This is a genomic window from Micromonospora sp. NPDC051006 (assembly GCF_044456245.1).
Classification (GTDB): Bacteria; Actinomycetota; Actinomycetes; order Mycobacteriales; family Micromonosporaceae; genus Micromonospora.
Genome location: NZ_JBITFP010000012.1, coordinates 126,732 through 142,379, shown reverse-complemented (window position 1 = coordinate 142,379; position 15,648 = coordinate 126,732). Strand labels below are relative to the sequence as shown.

Annotated in this window: 15 protein-coding genes and 1 tRNA gene; 13 read left to right on the top strand and 3 right to left on the bottom strand. The window is 72.1% G+C overall.

All coding sequences use genetic code 11. From position 1 onward, the window contains the following. Positions 1-153 precede the first annotated feature (153 nt). Positions 154-1,110 (bottom strand): acyl-CoA desaturase, encoded by a 957-nt coding sequence (locus ACIBBA_RS19820; protein ID WP_396699077.1) that lies wholly within the window; start codon positions 1,108-1,110, stop codon positions 154-156. A gap of 311 nt (positions 1,111-1,421) precedes the next feature. Here ACIBBA_RS19820 and ACIBBA_RS19815 point away from each other — a divergent pair. The 8 genes from ACIBBA_RS19815 (at position 1,422) to cysN (ending at position 9,104) form a co-directional block, all read left to right on the top strand. Beyond that, positions 1,422-1,493 (top strand) — tRNA-Gln (locus tag ACIBBA_RS19815). Positions 1,494-1,594: 101 nt separating this feature from the next. Further along, positions 1,595-3,130 carry a bifunctional UDP-N-acetylglucosamine diphosphorylase/glucosamine-1-phosphate N-acetyltransferase GlmU gene (gene glmU, locus ACIBBA_RS19810; protein ID WP_396699075.1) on the top strand — a complete coding sequence of 512 codons (1,536 nt, stop codon included), beginning with the start codon at positions 1,595-1,597 and terminating at the stop codon, positions 3,128-3,130. 61 nt (positions 3,131-3,191) lie between these two features. Then, positions 3,192-4,172, top strand: a complete 981-nt coding sequence (locus tag ACIBBA_RS19805; RefSeq protein ID WP_350867491.1) for a ribose-phosphate diphosphokinase — start codon at positions 3,192-3,194, stop codon at positions 4,170-4,172. Positions 4,173-4,437: 265 nt separating this feature from the next. After that, positions 4,438-5,136 carry a 50S ribosomal protein L25/general stress protein Ctc gene (locus ACIBBA_RS19800; protein ID WP_357048268.1) on the top strand — a complete coding sequence of 233 codons (699 nt, stop codon included), beginning with the start codon at positions 4,438-4,440 and terminating at the stop codon, positions 5,134-5,136. A gap of 88 nt (positions 5,137-5,224) precedes the next feature. Next, positions 5,225-5,815, top strand: coding sequence for an aminoacyl-tRNA hydrolase (pth, locus tag ACIBBA_RS19795; protein ID WP_396699073.1), 591 nt, complete (start codon positions 5,225-5,227; stop codon positions 5,813-5,815). A gap of 139 nt (positions 5,816-5,954) precedes the next feature. Continuing rightward, positions 5,955-6,785 (top strand): inositol monophosphatase family protein, encoded by an 831-nt coding sequence (locus ACIBBA_RS19790; protein WP_350867486.1) that lies wholly within the window; start codon positions 5,955-5,957, stop codon positions 6,783-6,785. A gap of 73 nt (positions 6,786-6,858) precedes the next feature. Further along, positions 6,859-7,770 (top strand): sulfate adenylyltransferase subunit CysD, encoded by a 912-nt coding sequence (gene cysD, locus ACIBBA_RS19785; RefSeq protein ID WP_350867484.1) that lies wholly within the window; start codon positions 6,859-6,861, stop codon positions 7,768-7,770. After that, positions 7,770-9,104, top strand: coding sequence for a sulfate adenylyltransferase subunit CysN (gene cysN / locus ACIBBA_RS19780; RefSeq protein WP_396699070.1), 1,335 nt, complete (start codon positions 7,770-7,772; stop codon positions 9,102-9,104). The genes cysD and cysN overlap by 1 nt, the downstream gene beginning before the upstream one ends. Before the next feature lie 116 nt (positions 9,105-9,220). Here cysN and galK read toward each other — a convergent pair whose 3' ends face one another. Continuing rightward, complete coding sequence (galK, locus tag ACIBBA_RS19775) at positions 9,221-10,378, bottom strand: galactokinase (protein WP_396699068.1); 1,158 nt, start codon at positions 10,376-10,378, stop codon at positions 9,221-9,223. Continuing rightward, positions 10,375-11,358 (bottom strand): UDP-glucose 4-epimerase GalE, encoded by a 984-nt coding sequence (gene galE, locus ACIBBA_RS19770; protein WP_396699067.1) that lies wholly within the window; start codon positions 11,356-11,358, stop codon positions 10,375-10,377. Before galE ends, galK begins: the two co-directional genes overlap by 4 nt. A gap of 214 nt (positions 11,359-11,572) precedes the next feature. On the opposite strand from galE, the gene ACIBBA_RS19765 reads away from it, so the two are divergent. The 5 genes from ACIBBA_RS19765 (at position 11,573) to ACIBBA_RS19745 (ending at position 15,642) form a co-directional block, all read left to right on the top strand. Further along, positions 11,573-12,601, top strand: a complete 1,029-nt coding sequence (locus ACIBBA_RS19765) for a hemolysin family protein (RefSeq protein WP_396699065.1) — start codon at positions 11,573-11,575, stop codon at positions 12,599-12,601. A gap of 33 nt (positions 12,602-12,634) precedes the next feature. Beyond that, positions 12,635-13,660: a tryptophan--tRNA ligase gene (trpS, locus tag ACIBBA_RS19760; protein WP_396699063.1), complete on the top strand. Its 1,026-nt coding sequence runs from the start codon at positions 12,635-12,637 to the stop codon at positions 13,658-13,660. Positions 13,661-13,684: 24 nt separating this feature from the next. Beyond that, positions 13,685-14,263: a 2'-5' RNA ligase family protein gene (locus ACIBBA_RS19755; RefSeq protein ID WP_396699061.1), complete on the top strand. Its 579-nt coding sequence runs from the start codon at positions 13,685-13,687 to the stop codon at positions 14,261-14,263. A gap of 69 nt (positions 14,264-14,332) precedes the next feature. Then, positions 14,333-15,256: a YihY/virulence factor BrkB family protein gene (locus ACIBBA_RS19750; protein WP_396699059.1), complete on the top strand. Its 924-nt coding sequence runs from the start codon at positions 14,333-14,335 to the stop codon at positions 15,254-15,256. Next, on the top strand, positions 15,253-15,642 hold the full coding sequence (locus ACIBBA_RS19745) for a GntR family transcriptional regulator (RefSeq protein WP_396699057.1): 390 nt from the start codon (positions 15,253-15,255) through the stop codon (positions 15,640-15,642). The genes ACIBBA_RS19750 and ACIBBA_RS19745 overlap by 4 nt, the downstream gene beginning before the upstream one ends. Positions 15,643-15,648: the final 6 nt, after the last annotated feature.

Below are 15,648 nucleotides of genomic sequence, written 5' to 3'. Positions count from 1 at the left end.
CCTCACTGGCGTTCGGTCGGACGGCGCTGTCGCGCCACCCGACCGTGTCCGCCGCGGGCCCGGCCCCTGTACCGCCGGACCCTCCGGCGCGCCCCCCGCCTGGTTCGGTCACCTGGCCATACTGCCAGGTAACCTCCAGCGCCATCGCCCGGATTACCTGGCCGCCGGCTCGACCATCTTCGCCGCGACCCGCTCCGGCTTCGGCCAGCGGACGTCGTACGCCGAGCCGATCTTCTCGAAGAACCAGATCACCCGGGCCGAGATGTCCACCTGGCCGCGCAGCACGCCGTGCCGGGCCGAGGTCGGGTCGGCGTGGTGCAGGTTGTGCCAGCTCTCGCCGAAGGACAGGATCGCCAGCGGCCAGAAGTTGGCCGCCCGGTCGCCCTGGCGCATGACGAACGGGCGCTCGCCGTAGACATGGCAGACCGAGTTGATCGACCAGGTCACGTGGTGCAGCAGCGCGATGCGGACCAGGCCGCCCCAGAAGAGCGCGGTCAGCGCACCCTGCCAGGACCAGGTCAGCAGGCCGCCCATCAGCGCCGGGCCGAGCACCGAGGCTGCCACCAGCGCCGGGAAGAGCTTGGCGACCCGGCTGATGTCCTTGTCGGCCATCAGATCCGGCGCGAAGCGCTCCCGGTTGGAGAGTTCCCTGCCGAAGAGCCAGCCCACGTGCGCGTGGAACAGGCCACGGGTCAGGCCCCAGACGCTCTCGCCGAACCGCCACGGCGAGTGCGGGTCGCCCTCCAGATCGGAGAAGGCGTGGTGGCGGCGGTGGTCGGCGACCCACTGGATGATGTCGCCCTGTGCCGCGAACGAGCCGGAGACCGCCAGCGCGACCCGCAGCCAGCGCTTGGCCTTGAACGAGCCGTGGGTGAAGTAGCGGTGGTAGCCGACCGTGATGCCGAGCCCCGAGATCACGTACCAGAAACCGGCGATGCCGACGTCGGTCCAGCTCAGCCAGCCACCCCAGGCCATCGGGATGGCGGCGATCAGGGCCACGAAGGGGATCACCACGAACGCCCAGAGGGCGACCAGGATGCCGGGTGACTGAGAGCCTTCGGTGAGCGGCTTTGGTCCGGGAGCCTTGGGTTCGAGCAGAGCGGTCGTCATGGCACCTCGCAGGAAGAGGGGAAGGGGAAGATCAACGAAGCTACGCCTACGTCACCGTAACTTACGGGACCGTAGATCGCACGGGGAAGTTCGCGAAGCAGCTTCGTCGTACCCGGCTAGCCCGCGGCTGAGCTGCGTAAACCCGTTCCGCACGGATGAGATCGGCGGCGCCGCCGAAACGCTGTCCGCCCGGGGTGCGGGACGCGGAGGGATCATGGTGGGAATGAGCGATGGCGCCGCCGGGCCGGGACGCTAAGGTGTAGCGGCGGGGCGACCCAGACCCGCGGGCGGCAGACTTCTCGCGTCGCTGATCGGCCGTGGTGTAATTGGCAACACCCAAGATTTTGGCTCTTGAGTTTCAGGTTCGAATCCTGGCGGCCGAGCTTTCTCAGGACTTCCCGCGCACGGGGTATCGGACAATCCCCCCACACCCTCTGGTTAGCATGGCCGCGAGAGTGTCCGCCTGCCGACGGGAGCCCACGTCGTGTCCCAGCCTCACCCCCGCACCGTTGTCGTGCTCGCCGCCGGTGAGGGCAAGCGGATGAAGTCGGCGCTGCCCAAGGTGCTGCACCCGCTGCTCGGTCGTACGCTGCTCGGCCACGTGCTGAGCGCGGCGGGGCCGCTGGCCGCGGATCGCACCGTGGTGGTGGTCGGCCACGGCGCGGACCAGGTCCGCGCGCACCTCGCCGAGATCGCCCCGGACGCCACCGGAGTGCTCCAGGCCGAGCAGCTCGGCACCGGTCACGCGGTACGCATCGCGCTGGACGCCGTGCCGGACGCCACCGGCACCGTGATCGTGATCAACGGAGACGTGCCGCTGCTCCGCCCGGAGACGGTGAGCGCTCTCGTGCAGGCCCACGAGCAGGCCGGCGCGGCGGCCACGGTGCTCGCCGCGGAGGTGCCCGACCCGACCGGCCTCGGTCGGATCGTCCGGGCCGCCGACGGCCAGTTGGAGCAGATCGTCGAGGAGCGGGACGCCACCGCGACGCAACGCGCCATCCGGGAGATCAACGCCGGCATCTACGCGTTCGACGTGGCGCGGCTGCGCAACGCGCTGGGCAAGCTCTCCACCGACAACGACCAGGGCGAGGAGTACCTGACCGACGTCTTCGGCCTGCTCGGCTCGGCGGGCGAGCCGGTGACCGTGCACGTCGCGGCGGACCACGTGGAGACGCTGGGCTGCAACGACCGGGTCGAGCTGGCGGCGCTGCGCCGGCTGCTGCGTGACCGGATCAACGAGGGCTGGATGCGTACCGGGGTGAGCCTGCTCGACCCGGAGACCACCTGGATCGACGTGACCGTGGCACTGGACCGGGACGCCGTGATCGACCAGAACACCCAGCTGCGCGGCGGCACGGTGGTCGGCACCGGCGCGGTCGTCGGCCCGGACGTGACGCTGATCGACACGGTGGTCGGCGCCGGCGCGACCGTGCTGCGCAGCCACGCGGTGGGCGCCGAGGTCGGCCCGGGCGCCAGCGTGGGCCCGTACGCCTACCTGCGGCCGGACGCGCGGCTCGCCGAGAAGTCGAAGGTCGGCACGTTCGTCGAGGTGAAGAACTCCGAGGTCGGCCCGGGTGCGAAGGTGCCACACCTGTCGTACGTGGGCGACGCGACGATCGGGGCGAAGGCGAACATCGGCGCGGCGACGATCGTGGTGAACTACGACGGGGTGAACAAGAACCGGACCATCGTCGGCGAGGGGGCGTTCATCGGCTGCGACACCAGCCTGATCGCCCCGGTCGAGGTGGGCGCCGGGGCCTACGTGGCGGCCGGGAGCGCGATCACCCAGGACGTACCGCCGGGGGCGCTGGGCGTGACCCGGGCGTCGCAGCGCAACGTCGAGGGCTGGGTGGCTCGCAAGCGGCCGGGAACGGTCTCGGCGGCCGCGGCCGAGCGGGCCCTGCGGGCCGCCGAGGGTGCGCCGGACGGGGCACGGCTGGCAAGTGACAGTGAGGCAATCCACGGGGATGCCGAGACGGTGGGCGGTGCGTCCGCCACGGGAGATACTGCAACCGAATAGTCCCGGCCCACCACCACCGTGCAGTGCCGGGTCACACCGACCAACGGGAGCAGACGGGCCCATGGGCAGCATCGTCGCCGAAAACCGCAAGAGTCTGATGCTCTTCACCGGGCGTGGTTTTCCGGAGTTGGCCAAGGAGATCGGTGAGGTGCTCGGCGTCGCGCCGACGCCGGCCGACGCGTACGAGTTCGCCAACGGCGAGATCTTCGTACGGTTCAGGGACTCGGTGCGTGGTTCGGACGCCTTCGTGGTGCAGTCCGTCACGCACGGGGTGAACACCTGGGTCATGGAGACCCTGATCATGATCGACGCGCTGAAGCGCGGGTCGGCCAAGCGGATCACCGTGGTACTGCCGTTCTACCCGTACGCGCGGCAGGACAAGAAGCACCGCGGCCGGGAGCCGATCTCGGCCCGGCTGATCGCCGACCTGTTGAAGACGGCCGGGGCCAACCGCATCCTCACCGTCGACCTGCACACCGCGCAGATCCAGGGCTTCTTCGACGGCCCCGTCGACCACCTCTTCGCGATGGACATCCTCGCCGAGTACGTGGAGCACAAGTACGCCGGCCGGCCGATGACCGTGGTGGCACCCGATTCGGGCCGGGTGCGGGTGGCCGAGCGGTGGACCGACCGGCTCGGCGGCTGCCCGCTGGCGTTCATCCACAAGACCCGGGACCCGATGAAGCCGAACCAGGTGGTGGCGAACCGGGTCGTCGGCGACGTGGAGGGTCGGGTCTGCCTGATCGTCGACGACATGATCGACACCGGCGGCACGATCTGCCGGGCGGCGGACATCCTCAAGGAGTCCGGCGCGGCCGACGTGATCGTCGCGTCCACCCACGCGCTGCTCTCGGACCCGGCGACGGAGCGGTTGAAGAACAGCCCGATCAGCGAGGTCGTGGTCACCAACACGCTGCCGCTGCCACCCGAGAAGCAGCTCGACAAGATCACCGTGCTGTCGATCGCGCCGCTGCTGGCCCGGGCGATCCGAGAGGTCTTCGACGACGGCTCGGTGACCACCCTCTTCGGTGGCCTGAGCTGACCTTTTCCGCCGTTCCCGCCGGTGCCGAGCACCGGCGGGAACGGCGATGTGGGGACTGGCGGAGAGTCGGGAATTCCCTCGGGTAGACTGGTGCGGTTGCCACGGCGAGGGTGCCCTGCGGGCCGCTGACGAAGCGCCGCACGGAGGCACCGTCATCGACGCGGTGCTCCGGGCAGTCGTTCATGACGCATGAGCCCCAGCGAGCCCCTCGCCCCAGCACCGCAAGTCGACAAGCCGCCGCGCAAAAAGCATCAGGAGTTTCGCCGTGTCCGAGGTAAAGATCAGCGCCGAGCCCCGTACCGAGTTCGGCAAGGGTGGTGCCCGTCGTACCCGCCGGGCCGGCAAGGTGCCCGCCGTGCTGTACGGCCACGGCGAGAAGCCCAAGCACATCGCGCTGCCGTCCCGTGAGTTCGCGGCCGCGATCCGCAAGGGTGGCGCCAACCAGCTGTTCGCGATCGACATCACCGACGGCACCCAGGTGCTGGCGCTGCCGAAGGCGATCCAGCGTGACCCGATCAAGGACACCTTCGAGCACGTGGACCTGCTGCTGGTCCGCCGGGGCGAGAAGGTCACCGTCGAGGTCCCGGTCCAGCTGACCGGCGAGGCCGCGAAGGACACCCTGATCGTGCACGACCACGACACCCTCTCGGTGACCGCCGACGCCACCAAGGTCCCCGACCACCTGGAGGCCTCGATCGAGGGCCTGGAGGCGGGCTCCCAGGTGACCGCCGGCGACGTGACGCTGCCGTCCGGCGTCGAGCTGGCCGTCGACCAGGAGCTGCCGGTCGCCGCGGTGACCGCCGCGCCGACCGCCGAGCAGCTCGAGGCGACGCTGCCCGAGGTCGAGGAGGCCACCGAGGAGGCCGAGGCCGAGGTCGGCGAGGTCACCGAGGGCTCCGAGGGCGCGGACGCCGCCCCGGCCGCCGAGGGCGCCGAGAACACCGAGGCCCGTACCGAGGCCTGATCGGTTCGTACCGTGCGACAGGCGTCCCCGAGCGTTCGGGGGCGCCTGTCGGCGTATCGGGTGAGTTCGACGGCGGGAAGGGCGGGTCGTGACGGACGAGGCAGGGCCGTGGCTGGTGGTCGGTCTGGGCAACCCGGGCCGGGAGTACGCCGGTAACCGGCACAACGTCGGCTTCCTGGTGGCTGACCTGTTGGCCGGGCGGGTCGGCGCGAAGTTCGGCCGGCACCGGCGCGCCGTGGCGGAGGTCGCCGAGGGGCGGCTGGGCTTCGGCGGGCCCCGACTGGTGCTGGTGAAGCCGCTGACCTACATGAACCTCTCCGGCGGGCCGGTGGCCGCGTTGGCCCAGTTCTACAAGGTGGCCCCGGGTCAGGTGATCGCGGTGCACGACGAGCTGGACATCGGCTACGGGCAGGTGCGGGTGAAGTGCGGCGGCGGCGAGGGCGGGCACAACGGGCTGCGCTCGATGTCGAAGTCGCTCGGCACCAAGGAGTACGTGCGGGTCCGGTTCGGCATCGGCCGGCCGCCGGGCCGGCAGGATCCGGCGGACTACGTACTGTCGGATTTCGGCGCGGTCGAGCGCAAGGAGTTGGAGTTCCTGGTGGACCGGGCGGCCGATGTGGTGGAGTCGGTCATCGCCCGGGGCGTGGAGCCGACGCAGAACCTGTACCACGGCGGCTGACACCGGGCGGGGCACACCGGATCGGGCGCACCGGGCCGGTAGTCTGCGCCTTTCGGCGTGGCGCGACCGGCGACGCGGGTCGCGGCGGGACGGTCCGGCGGACGACCCGGGCCGTGGCGAGGCGACGGGAGCGGTAGTCATGGGCAGTCCTCCGATGATCGACGGCGCGTTCGCCCGCTGGCTGGCGGGCCGGGCCGGGCAGGCGCTGCTCGGGCTGCGCGCGGAGATGGGCTTCGCCGACCCGGGGGCGCTGAAGTCGGCCGGGGACAAGGTCTCGCACGACCTGATCCGCACCGAGCTGGCCAAGTGGCGCCCGGGCGACGCGGTGCTCTCCGAGGAGGACGAGGGGTCGCGGCTGGCCTGGGCGGCGGAGGTGAACGCCGGGGCGGTGTCCCGGTTGACCGCGGACCGGGTGTGGATCGTCGACCCGCTCGACGGCACCCGGGAGTTCGCCGAGGACGGGCGGACGGACTGGGCGGTGCACGTGGCGCTCTGGGCCCGCACCGCGCCGAGCCCGCACGGACTGATCGCCGGCGCGGTGGGGTTGCCCGCGCAGCACCGGGTGCTCGGCACCGACTATCCGCCAGCGTACCCGCCGATGACGTTGGAGGCGGCGACCGCCGGCGGGCGGATCATCCGACTCGCGGCGAGCCGGAGCCGTCCCCCGGTGTTCCTCACCGACCTGGCCGAGGATGTGGGGGCGCACCTGGTGCCGATGGGTTCGGCCGGCGCGAAGATCGCCGCCGTCGTGACCGGCGAGGTGGACGCGTACATCCACGCCGGCGGGCAGTACGAGTGGGACTCGGCGGCGCCGGTGGCTGTGGCGACGGCCACCGGACTGCACGCTTCCCGGATCGATGGTTCTGCGCTGAAATACAACGAAGCGGATCCGCGCCTGCCCGACCTGTTGGTCTGCCGCAAGGATCTCGCCCCCCGGCTGCTTGCAGCGTTGCAGCGCCATTCCGGGTAGCCTGAGGCACTTCTTGACTTCCCCGACCTGAAAGGTCTGGAAACCGGATGAGCGAGCGATTCGAGGCCCGGTCGTGACCGCCCCCGCCGCCTACCAGGTCTCGCACCTGGCCGCCCTGGAGGCGGAGAGCATCTTCGTGATGCGCGAGGTGGTGGCCGAGATGGAGCGTCCGGTGCTGCTCTTCTCCGGCGGCAAGGACTCGATCGTGATGCTCCGGCTGGCGCAGAAGGCGTTCGCCCCGGCGAACATCCCCTTTCCGGTGATGCACGTCGACACCGGGCACAACTTCCCCGAGGTCATGGAGTACCGCGACCGGCGCGTCGCCGAGCTGGGGTTGCAGCTGGTGGTGGCGAGCGTGCCCGAGGCCCTGACGAGTGGCCTGGTGCGCGAGCCGGCCGACGGGACGCGCAACCGCATCCAGACCCCGGTGCTGCTCGACGCGGTCGAGAAGCACCGCTTCGACGCGCTCTTCGGCGGCGCCCGTCGGGACGAGGAGAAGGCCCGGGCCAAGGAGCGGGTGTTCAGCTTCCGCGACGAGTTCGGCCAGTGGGACCCGAAGAACCAGCGCCCGGAGCTCTGGTCGCTCTACAACGGCCGGCACCACCCGGGCGAGTCGATCCGGGTCTTCCCGCTCTCCAACTGGACCGAGCTGGACGTCTGGCACTACATCGCCCGGGAGCGGATCGCGCTGCCGTCGATCTACTACGCGCACGAGCGTGAGGTGATCGACCGCGACGGGATGCTCTACGCGGTCAACGAGTACTTCCGCCCGCGGGCCGGCGAGGAGCGGTTCAAGGCGCGGGTGCGCTACCGCACGGTGGGCGACGCGTCCCTCACCGCGGCCGTGCGCTCCGACGCCGACACGGTGGAGAAGGTCATCGAGGAGGTGGCGGCGACCCGGCTCACCGAGCGTGGCGCGACCCGCGGTGACGACCGGGTCAGTGAGGCCGCCATGGAGGACCGCAAGCGGGAGGGCTACTTCTGATGACCGCCGAGACCGTCGCGCCGGCCGGCGCGGACGCAACGGACACCCCGGCTGCCGGCGCCGCACCGGAGGCGCGGCCGATGGACCTGCTCCGGTTCGCCACCGCGGGCAGCGTGGACGACGGCAAGTCCACGCTGATCGGGCGGCTGCTCTACGACACCAAGTCGCTCTTCACCGACCAGTTGGCCGCGGTCGAGGCGGTCAGCGCGGCGCGCGGCGACGAGTACACCAACCTGGCGCTGCTCACCGACGGCCTGCGGGCGGAGCGGGAGCAGGGCATCACCATCGACGTGGCGTACCGGTACTTCGCCACCCCACGGCGGAAGTTCATCATCGCCGACACCCCCGGGCACATCCAGTACACCCGGAACATGGTCACCGGCGCCTCGACGGCCGACCTGGCGCTGATCCTGGTGGACGCCCGCAAGGGGTTGGTGGAGCAGTCCCGCCGGCACGCGTTCCTCTGCTCGCTGCTGCGGGTGCCGCACCTGGTGCTCTGCGTCAACAAGATGGACCTGGTCGACTACTCGCAGGAGGTCTTCGAGCGGATCGCCGACGAGTTCACCGCCTTCGCCGCGAAGCTCGAGGTGCCCGACCTGACCGTGGTGCCGGTCTCCGCGCTGAAGGGCGACAACATCGTCAGCCGCTCGGCGAACATGCCCTGGTACGAGGGGCCGTCGCTGCTTCACCACCTGGAGCGGGTGCACATCGCCTCGGACCGCAACCTGGTCGACGTCCGCTTCCCGGTGCAGTACGTGATCCGTCCGCAGTCGACCACGGTCACCGACTACCGCGGGTACGCCGGCCAGGTCGCCTCGGGCGTGCTGAAGCCGGGTGACGAGGTGATGGTGCTGCCGTCCGGGTTCACCAGCCGGATCGCCGCGGTGGAGACCGCCGACGGGCCGGTCGCCGAGGCGTTCCCGCCGATGTCGGTGACGGTACGGCTGGCCGACGAGATCGACATCTCCCGAGGCGACCTGATCTGCCGGCCGAACAACGCGCCAGCGGTGGCCCAGGACATCGAGGCCATGATCTGCTGGATGGACGAGACCCGCCCGTTGCAGGTGGGCGGCAAGTACGCGATCAAGCACACCACCCGTTCGGCCCGGGCGATCGTGCGCGGCCTGCACTACCGGTTGGACATCAACTCGCTGCACCGCGACGAGTCGGCGGGCGAGCTGCGCCTCAACGAGATCGGCCGGGTGCGGCTGCGGACCACCGTCCCGCTGCTGGCCGACGAATATCGCCGCAACCGCACCACCGGCGGATTCGTCGTCATCGACGAGACCACCAACCGCACCGTCGGCGCCGGCATGATCGTCGAAGCCTCCTGACCCCTCCCACCCCCCCCGCCCCCGTTCCCGGTGATCAAGAGGTTTGCGTCAGATCCCGGCCGGATCCTGACGCAAACCTCTTGATCAACTCGGTGGGGATAGGGCGGGGCGGGGGCTCAGCTCAGGCGGGTGGCGCCGGGGGCCGGGAGCACGGTGACGTGGGCGGGGGTCTGGAAGCCGCGCTCGGCGTAGGCGGCGGTGACGGCCTCGGCGACCGCGTCGGCGGCGTCCGCCTCGACCAGGGCCAGCACGCAGCCGCCGAAGCCGCCGCCGGTCATCCGGGCACCGAGCGCGCCGGCGGCGAGCGCGGCCTCGACCGCGGTGTCGATCTCCGGCACGGTGATCTCGAAGTCGTCGCGCATCGAGGCGTGCGACGCGGTCAGCAGCGGGCCGATCTCGCCGACCCGGCCGGCGCGCAGCAGCACCACGGTGTCGAGCACCCGCTGGTCCTCGGTGACCACGTGCCGGACCCGGCGCCGGGTCTCGTCGTCGTCGAGCCGGGCGAGCGCGGAGTCGAGCTGGTCCACGCTGACGTCGCGCAGCGCGGCCACGCCGAGCCGGTCGGCCGCGGCCTCGCAGGACTTCCGGCGGGCCGCGTACTCGCCGTCGGCGTGCCGGTGCGGTGCCCGGCTGTCGACGACCAGCATGGCGAGCCCGGCGGCGTGCAGGTCGAACGGGATGTGCTCGACCTCCTCCGTCCGGCAGTCGAGGAAGAGCGCGTGACCGTCCCGGCAGCGGATCGCGGCCGACTGGTCCATGATTCCGGTCGGCGCGCCGACGTAGGCGTTCTCGGCGCGCTGGGCGAGCCGGGGCTGCCGGGCGGCGGGCAGGTCCAGGCCGCCCAGGTCGACCAGGGCGGTCAGCACCGCCGCCTCCAGCGCGGCCGAGGAGGAGAGCCCGGCGCCGAGCGGCACGTCGGAGGCGATCGCCAGCCGGGCCCCGGGTACGGCGTGACCGGCGTCGCGCAGCGCCCAGACCACCCCGGCGACGTACGCGCCCCAGCCGGCGACCCGGCCGGGCTCGGCGACGTCGTCGGCGTCGAACGTGATCGTCTCGCCGGAGAGCTCGGACCAGACCGTCCAGCGCTGGCCGTCCTGCCGGTCGGCGGCGGCCACCGTCCGCAGCGGCAGCGCGAAGGGCAGCACGAAGCCGTCGTTGTAGTCGGTGTGCTCGCCGATCAGGTTGACCCGGCCCGGTGCCGCCCAACGGCCGGCCGGCGCGGCGCCGTACTCCCGCTGGAAGCCCGCGATGGCGCGGTCGGCGACGTCGGTCATGCCTGCTCCAGGATGTGCGTGCGGTAGAAGGCCCAGGCGTCGCCGACCATGTCGTGCAGGGTCGGCTTGCGCGGCACCCAGCCCAGCTCCTCGCGGGCCAGCCGGGAGGAGGCGACCAGCTCGGACGGGTCGCCCTCGCGCCGCGGCGCGACCTCGACCGGCAGCGGGTGCCCGGTGACCTCGCGGACCACGTCGACCACCTGCCGGTTGGTGAACCCGCTGCCGTTGCCGAGGTTGTAGATCCGGTGCTGGCCGGCGGTGGCCGCGTCCAGCGCGAGCAGGTGGGCCCGGGCCAGGTCGGCCACGTGGATGTAGTCGCGCACGCAGGTGCCGTCGACGGTGGGGTAGTCGTCGCCGAAGAGCTGGAGCTTCTCCCGCCGGCCGGCGGCGACCTCCAGCGCGATCGGGATCAGGTGGGTCTCCGGGTCGTGGCGCTCGCCGAGCGCGACGTCGCCCTCGAGGTGCGCGCCGGCGACGTTGAAGTAGCGCAGCGAGACGGCGGCCAGCCCGTGCCCGATCGCCTCGGAGGTCAGGGCCATGTCGACGGCGAGCTTCGTGGCCCCGTACGTGTTGGTGGGGGCCTTCACCGCGGTCTCCGGGATCGGCAGCTCGGTGGGGTTGCCGTAGACCGCAGCGGTGGAGGAGAAGACCAGCCGGGGCACCCCGGCGGCCCGGACGGCGTCGAGCAGGGCGAGCGAACCGATCGTGTTGGTGCGCCAGTAGAGCTCCGGCTTGACCATCGACTCGCCGGCGGCGATGAGGGCGGCGAAGTGCAGCACGCCGTCGAAGCCGGCCTGCGGGGTGAGCACCCGGGCGGCGTCGTGGATGGACGCGTCGACGTGGGTGGCGTCGGGGGCGAGCGCCTCGCGGTGCCCGGTGCGCAGGTCGTCGAGGACGACCACCTCGTGGCCGGCGTCGAGCAGCATCCGGGTCACCACGCTGCCGATGAACCCGGCACCGCCGGTGACGAGCAGTTTCACGTCGTTGCCTCCTGCCTGGCCGGCCCGGGACGCGGCCCTTCGGTGATCACCCTACGGTGGTGGCCGGAGCCCGGCCGTGCCTGCGGTCATCCTGATTCCATCATAAACTCTCATGATTCAACAGAGTTGAACATGCCCGGCCGGCGGGAAGCCGGCGGCCCGAGCCGGCCGGAAAGCCGGTGCCGGGAGGCCGGAGGTGTCTACCATCTCTGGCATGCGGGAAGCGGGCGGTCCCGAGCACCGGCGACGCGTGCGGCGGCCGCCCCGCCCTGACCCGGGCCCGGTCGCCCGAGCTGTCGCCCGCGTGGTCGTCCGGGCCGCCGACGCCGCCACCCGCCTCGTCACCGACCTGCTCGGCGCGAGCCCGGCGGCCGGCCGGGAGCGGATCAGCGAGGCCGAGCTGCGCGACCTGGTCGCCGCGAACACCCTGCTCGATCCGGACGAGCGTCGGATCATCGACGAGGTGCTCGTCGCCGGGGCGAGCCTGGTCCGTGAGGTGATGATGCCCCGCACCGAGGTGGTGTTCCTGCCTGCGGGGCTCCCCATCGACGAGGCGGCCCGCCTGGTCCGGGCCGAGCCGCACACCCGGTACCCGGTCACCGACGGCACCCACGACGACGTGGTCGGCTTCGTTCACCTGCGCGACGTGCTGCTCCGCCCGGAGACCGACCGGTGCGGCACGGTCGGCGAGCTGACCCGGGAGGTGAAGCGGCTCCCCGGCAGCAAGCGGGTGCTCGCCGCGCTGACCGAGATGCGCCGGGAGGGGCACCACCTGGCGGTGGTGGTCGACGAGTACGGCGGCACCGCCGGCATCGTCACCCTCGAAGACCTGATCGAGGAGCTGGTCGGCGAGATCCACGACGAGTACGACGACGCGCCTGACCCGGTACCCGCCGGGTCGCCCGCGGTGGTCGACGGTCGGCTCAACCTGGCCGACTTCGCCGAACGTACCGGCGTGACGCTGCCGCCCGGGCCGTACGAGACGGTGGGCGGGTTCGTGATGGCGGCGCTGGGCCGGCTGCCGGTCGTCGGCGACGAGGTGCCGGTGCCGCCCGGGCCGGCCGACGCCGCCGCCGCCCCGGAGCCCGGCGGCCCCGCCGGCGGTTGGCTGCTGCGGGTGCTGGCACTGGACGGGCGGCGGGTGGCGCGGCTCGCCGTCTCCGCCGTGCGCCTGCCCGAGCAGCGACGTGAGGTCACGGCGCCGACGGCGGCGAGCGGCGGCCGACCCGCCGGCCCGTCATGACGCCCGCCCGGGCTTGCTGACAGAATTGCCGGCATGTCCGACGTTCCCGCCCGCCCCCGCGTCTTCTCCGGCATCCAGCCGACGGCCGACTCGTTCCACCTCGGCAACTACCTGGGCGCGGTGCGGCACTGGGTGGCGTTGCAGGAGACCCACGACGCGTTCTACTGCGTGGTCGACCTGCACGCGATCACCGCCGGACACGACCCGAAGGTGCTCAAGCAGCGGTCCCGGGTGGCCGCCGCCCAGCTCTTCGCCGTCGGCCTCGACCCGGAGCGCAGCACCCTCTTCGTCCAGTCGCAGGTGCCCGAGCACCCGCAGCTGGCCTGGGTGCTCGGCTGCATCACCGGCTTCGGTGAGGCCAGCCGGATGACCCAGTTCAAGGACAAGTCGCAGAAGCAGGGCAGCGAGCGCTCCAGCGTCGGCCTCTTCACCTACCCGATCCTGCAGGCCGCCGACATCCTGCTCTACCAGGCGCACGCGGTGCCGGTCGGCGAGGACCAGCGTCAGCACCTGGAGCTCTCCCGCGACCTGGCGCAGCGGTTCAACTCGCTGTTCGGCAAGACCTTCACCGTGCCCGCGCCGCACATCGTGAAGGACACCGCGAAGATCACCGACCTGCAGGAACCGACCGCGAAGATGTCCAAGTCGTCGTCCTCGCCGGCCGGCATCATCGACCTGCTGGACGATCCCGCCCGCTCGGCCAAGAAGATCCGCTCCGCGGTCACCGACACCGGGCGGGAGATCGTCTTCGACGCCGAGGGCAAGCCCGGCATCTCCAACCTGCTGACCATCCACTCCGCCCTGAGCGGCCGCACCATCGACGAGCTGGTCGGCGCGTACGCCGGCAAGGGCTACGGCGATCTGAAGAAGGACCTGGCCGAGGTGGTGTCCGAGTTCGTCCGGCCGATCCAGGAGCGCACCCGGGCCTACCTGGACGACCCGGCCCAGCTGGACAAGCTGCTCGCCGCCGGCGCCGAGAAGGCCCGTGCGGTGGCCGCGCCGACGCTGCGCGAGGTGTACGAGCGGGTGGGCTTCTTTCCGCCGGTGCGCGGCGAGTAGCGCCGCGGCGCGACGCGGGACGGGATGAAGGGGCCGGTGGCCGGAGAGGTGGCGCGCAGCGTGGACCGCAGGGACGGGTCGCCGGAGGCCGGTGACGCCCTCCAGATCGGCATCGCCGTCGACATCCCCGAGCCGTGGGGCAGCGTGCTCACCCAGCGGCGGGTCGAGGCCGGCGATCCGCTGGCGGTCCCCGCGCACGTGACGTTGCTCGGGCCGACCGAGATTCCGGCGACCGCGCTGCCCGCCGTGGAGCGGCACCTGGCCACGGTCGCCGCCGCCCATCTGCCGTTCACCCTGCACCTGCGCGGCACCGGGACGTTCCGGCCGGTGACCCAGGTGGTCTTCGTGGCGGTGGCCGCCGGGATCAGCGAGTGCGAACTGCTCGCCGCCGCGATCAACGCCGCACCGGAACTGCGCCGGGAGGCGCGCTTCCCGTACCACCCGCACGTCACCGTGGCGCAGGACGTCGCGCCGGAGGCGCTGGACAAGGCGTACGAGGACCTGGCCGACTTCTCCGCCGTGTTCGAGGTGGCCGGGTTCACCCTCTTCTCCCATGGGCAGACCCGGTGGCAGCCGCGCCGGGACTTCCGGCTCGGCGGCTGACGACCGGGGTGGGGGCGCGCCCGGCGGCGGTTACCCCCACGACCCGCCCACATCGGCGAGGATGACGGCGTGAACGTGATCGGTCGGGTCGAGGCGGCCATCGACCGCCGGGTGAGCGCCGCCCGCCGTCGATCGCCGGTCTTCGACCACGTGTGGCGGGCCGGCGCGCTCTACGCCGAGGTGCTCGGCGGCCGGCTGGCCGCCGCGATCGCCTACTACGGTTTCTTCGCGGTCTTCGCCCTGGCCCTGGTCGCGTACGCCATCTTCGGCGCGATCCTGGACGACAACGACGAGGTCAGCTCCGCCGCGGCCGACTTCCTCCGGGACAATCTGCCGTTCCTCGACCCGGTGCAGATCGCCGACAGCAGCGGCACGGTAGGCGTGGTCGGCCTGATCATCCTGGCCTTCACCGGGATCGGCTGGATCGAGGCGATCCGCTCCTCGCAGCGGCTGATGTACGGGCTTAACCAGCAGCCCGGCAACCTGGTGATCCGCCGGCTGGTCGACATCGGCGTCATGGTCGTCGTCTTCGTGCTGCTCGGCGGGTCGGTGGCCGCGGTCGACGCGCTGGAGTCGGTGCTGCGCTGGTTGCTGCGCAGCACCGGTTCACTCGGCCTGACCACGCTGAGCGCGCTGCTCAGCATCCTGGTCAACGCGGTGCTCGCGGTGCTGCTGCTGGTCGCGATTCCCCGGCTGCGGATGAGCCGGGCCCGGCTGCGCCCGGTGGTGTGGCTGGTCGCGCTCGGCATCACGCTGCTCAACACGGTCGGGCGCTACTACGTGGTGCGTACCGAGCGGAATCCGGCGTACACGGTGGTGGCCGGCGCGGTGGGCCTGCTGCTCTACCTCTATCTGCTCAACCAGTTGGTGCTCTTCGGCGCGGCGCTCGCCGCGACCAGCACCCGCGGCCGGGTGGTCGACCTGGCGGAGGGCCCGGCGCCGGACGACATCGACGACGAAGCCGGGCCCGGCACCCCGGGCGGTGCGGTGTGACCAGAGGGGAGCGGGCGTTGCTGATCTCGGTCGACGCGGGGTCGTCCGTGCCGCCGTACGAGCAACTGCGCGGGCAGCTCGCCGAGATGATCGGGGACGGCCGGTTGCCGGTCGGCACCCGGTTGCCCACCGTCCGGCAGCTCGCCGCCGACCTGAACCTGGCCGCGAACACGGTCGCCCGGGCGTACCGGGAGCTGGAATCGGCCGGCCTGCTGCAGACCCGGGGCCGGCACGGCACTTTCGTCGCACCCGGCCGCGACGATGCGATGGACCGGTTGCACCGGGTGGCCGCCGACTACGCGACCGAGGCGCGCCGGCTCGGCGTGCCGCCCGCTGCGGCGCTCGCCCTGGTCCGCGCGGCCCTAGAGGCGACGCGGCCGGGATGACATCTG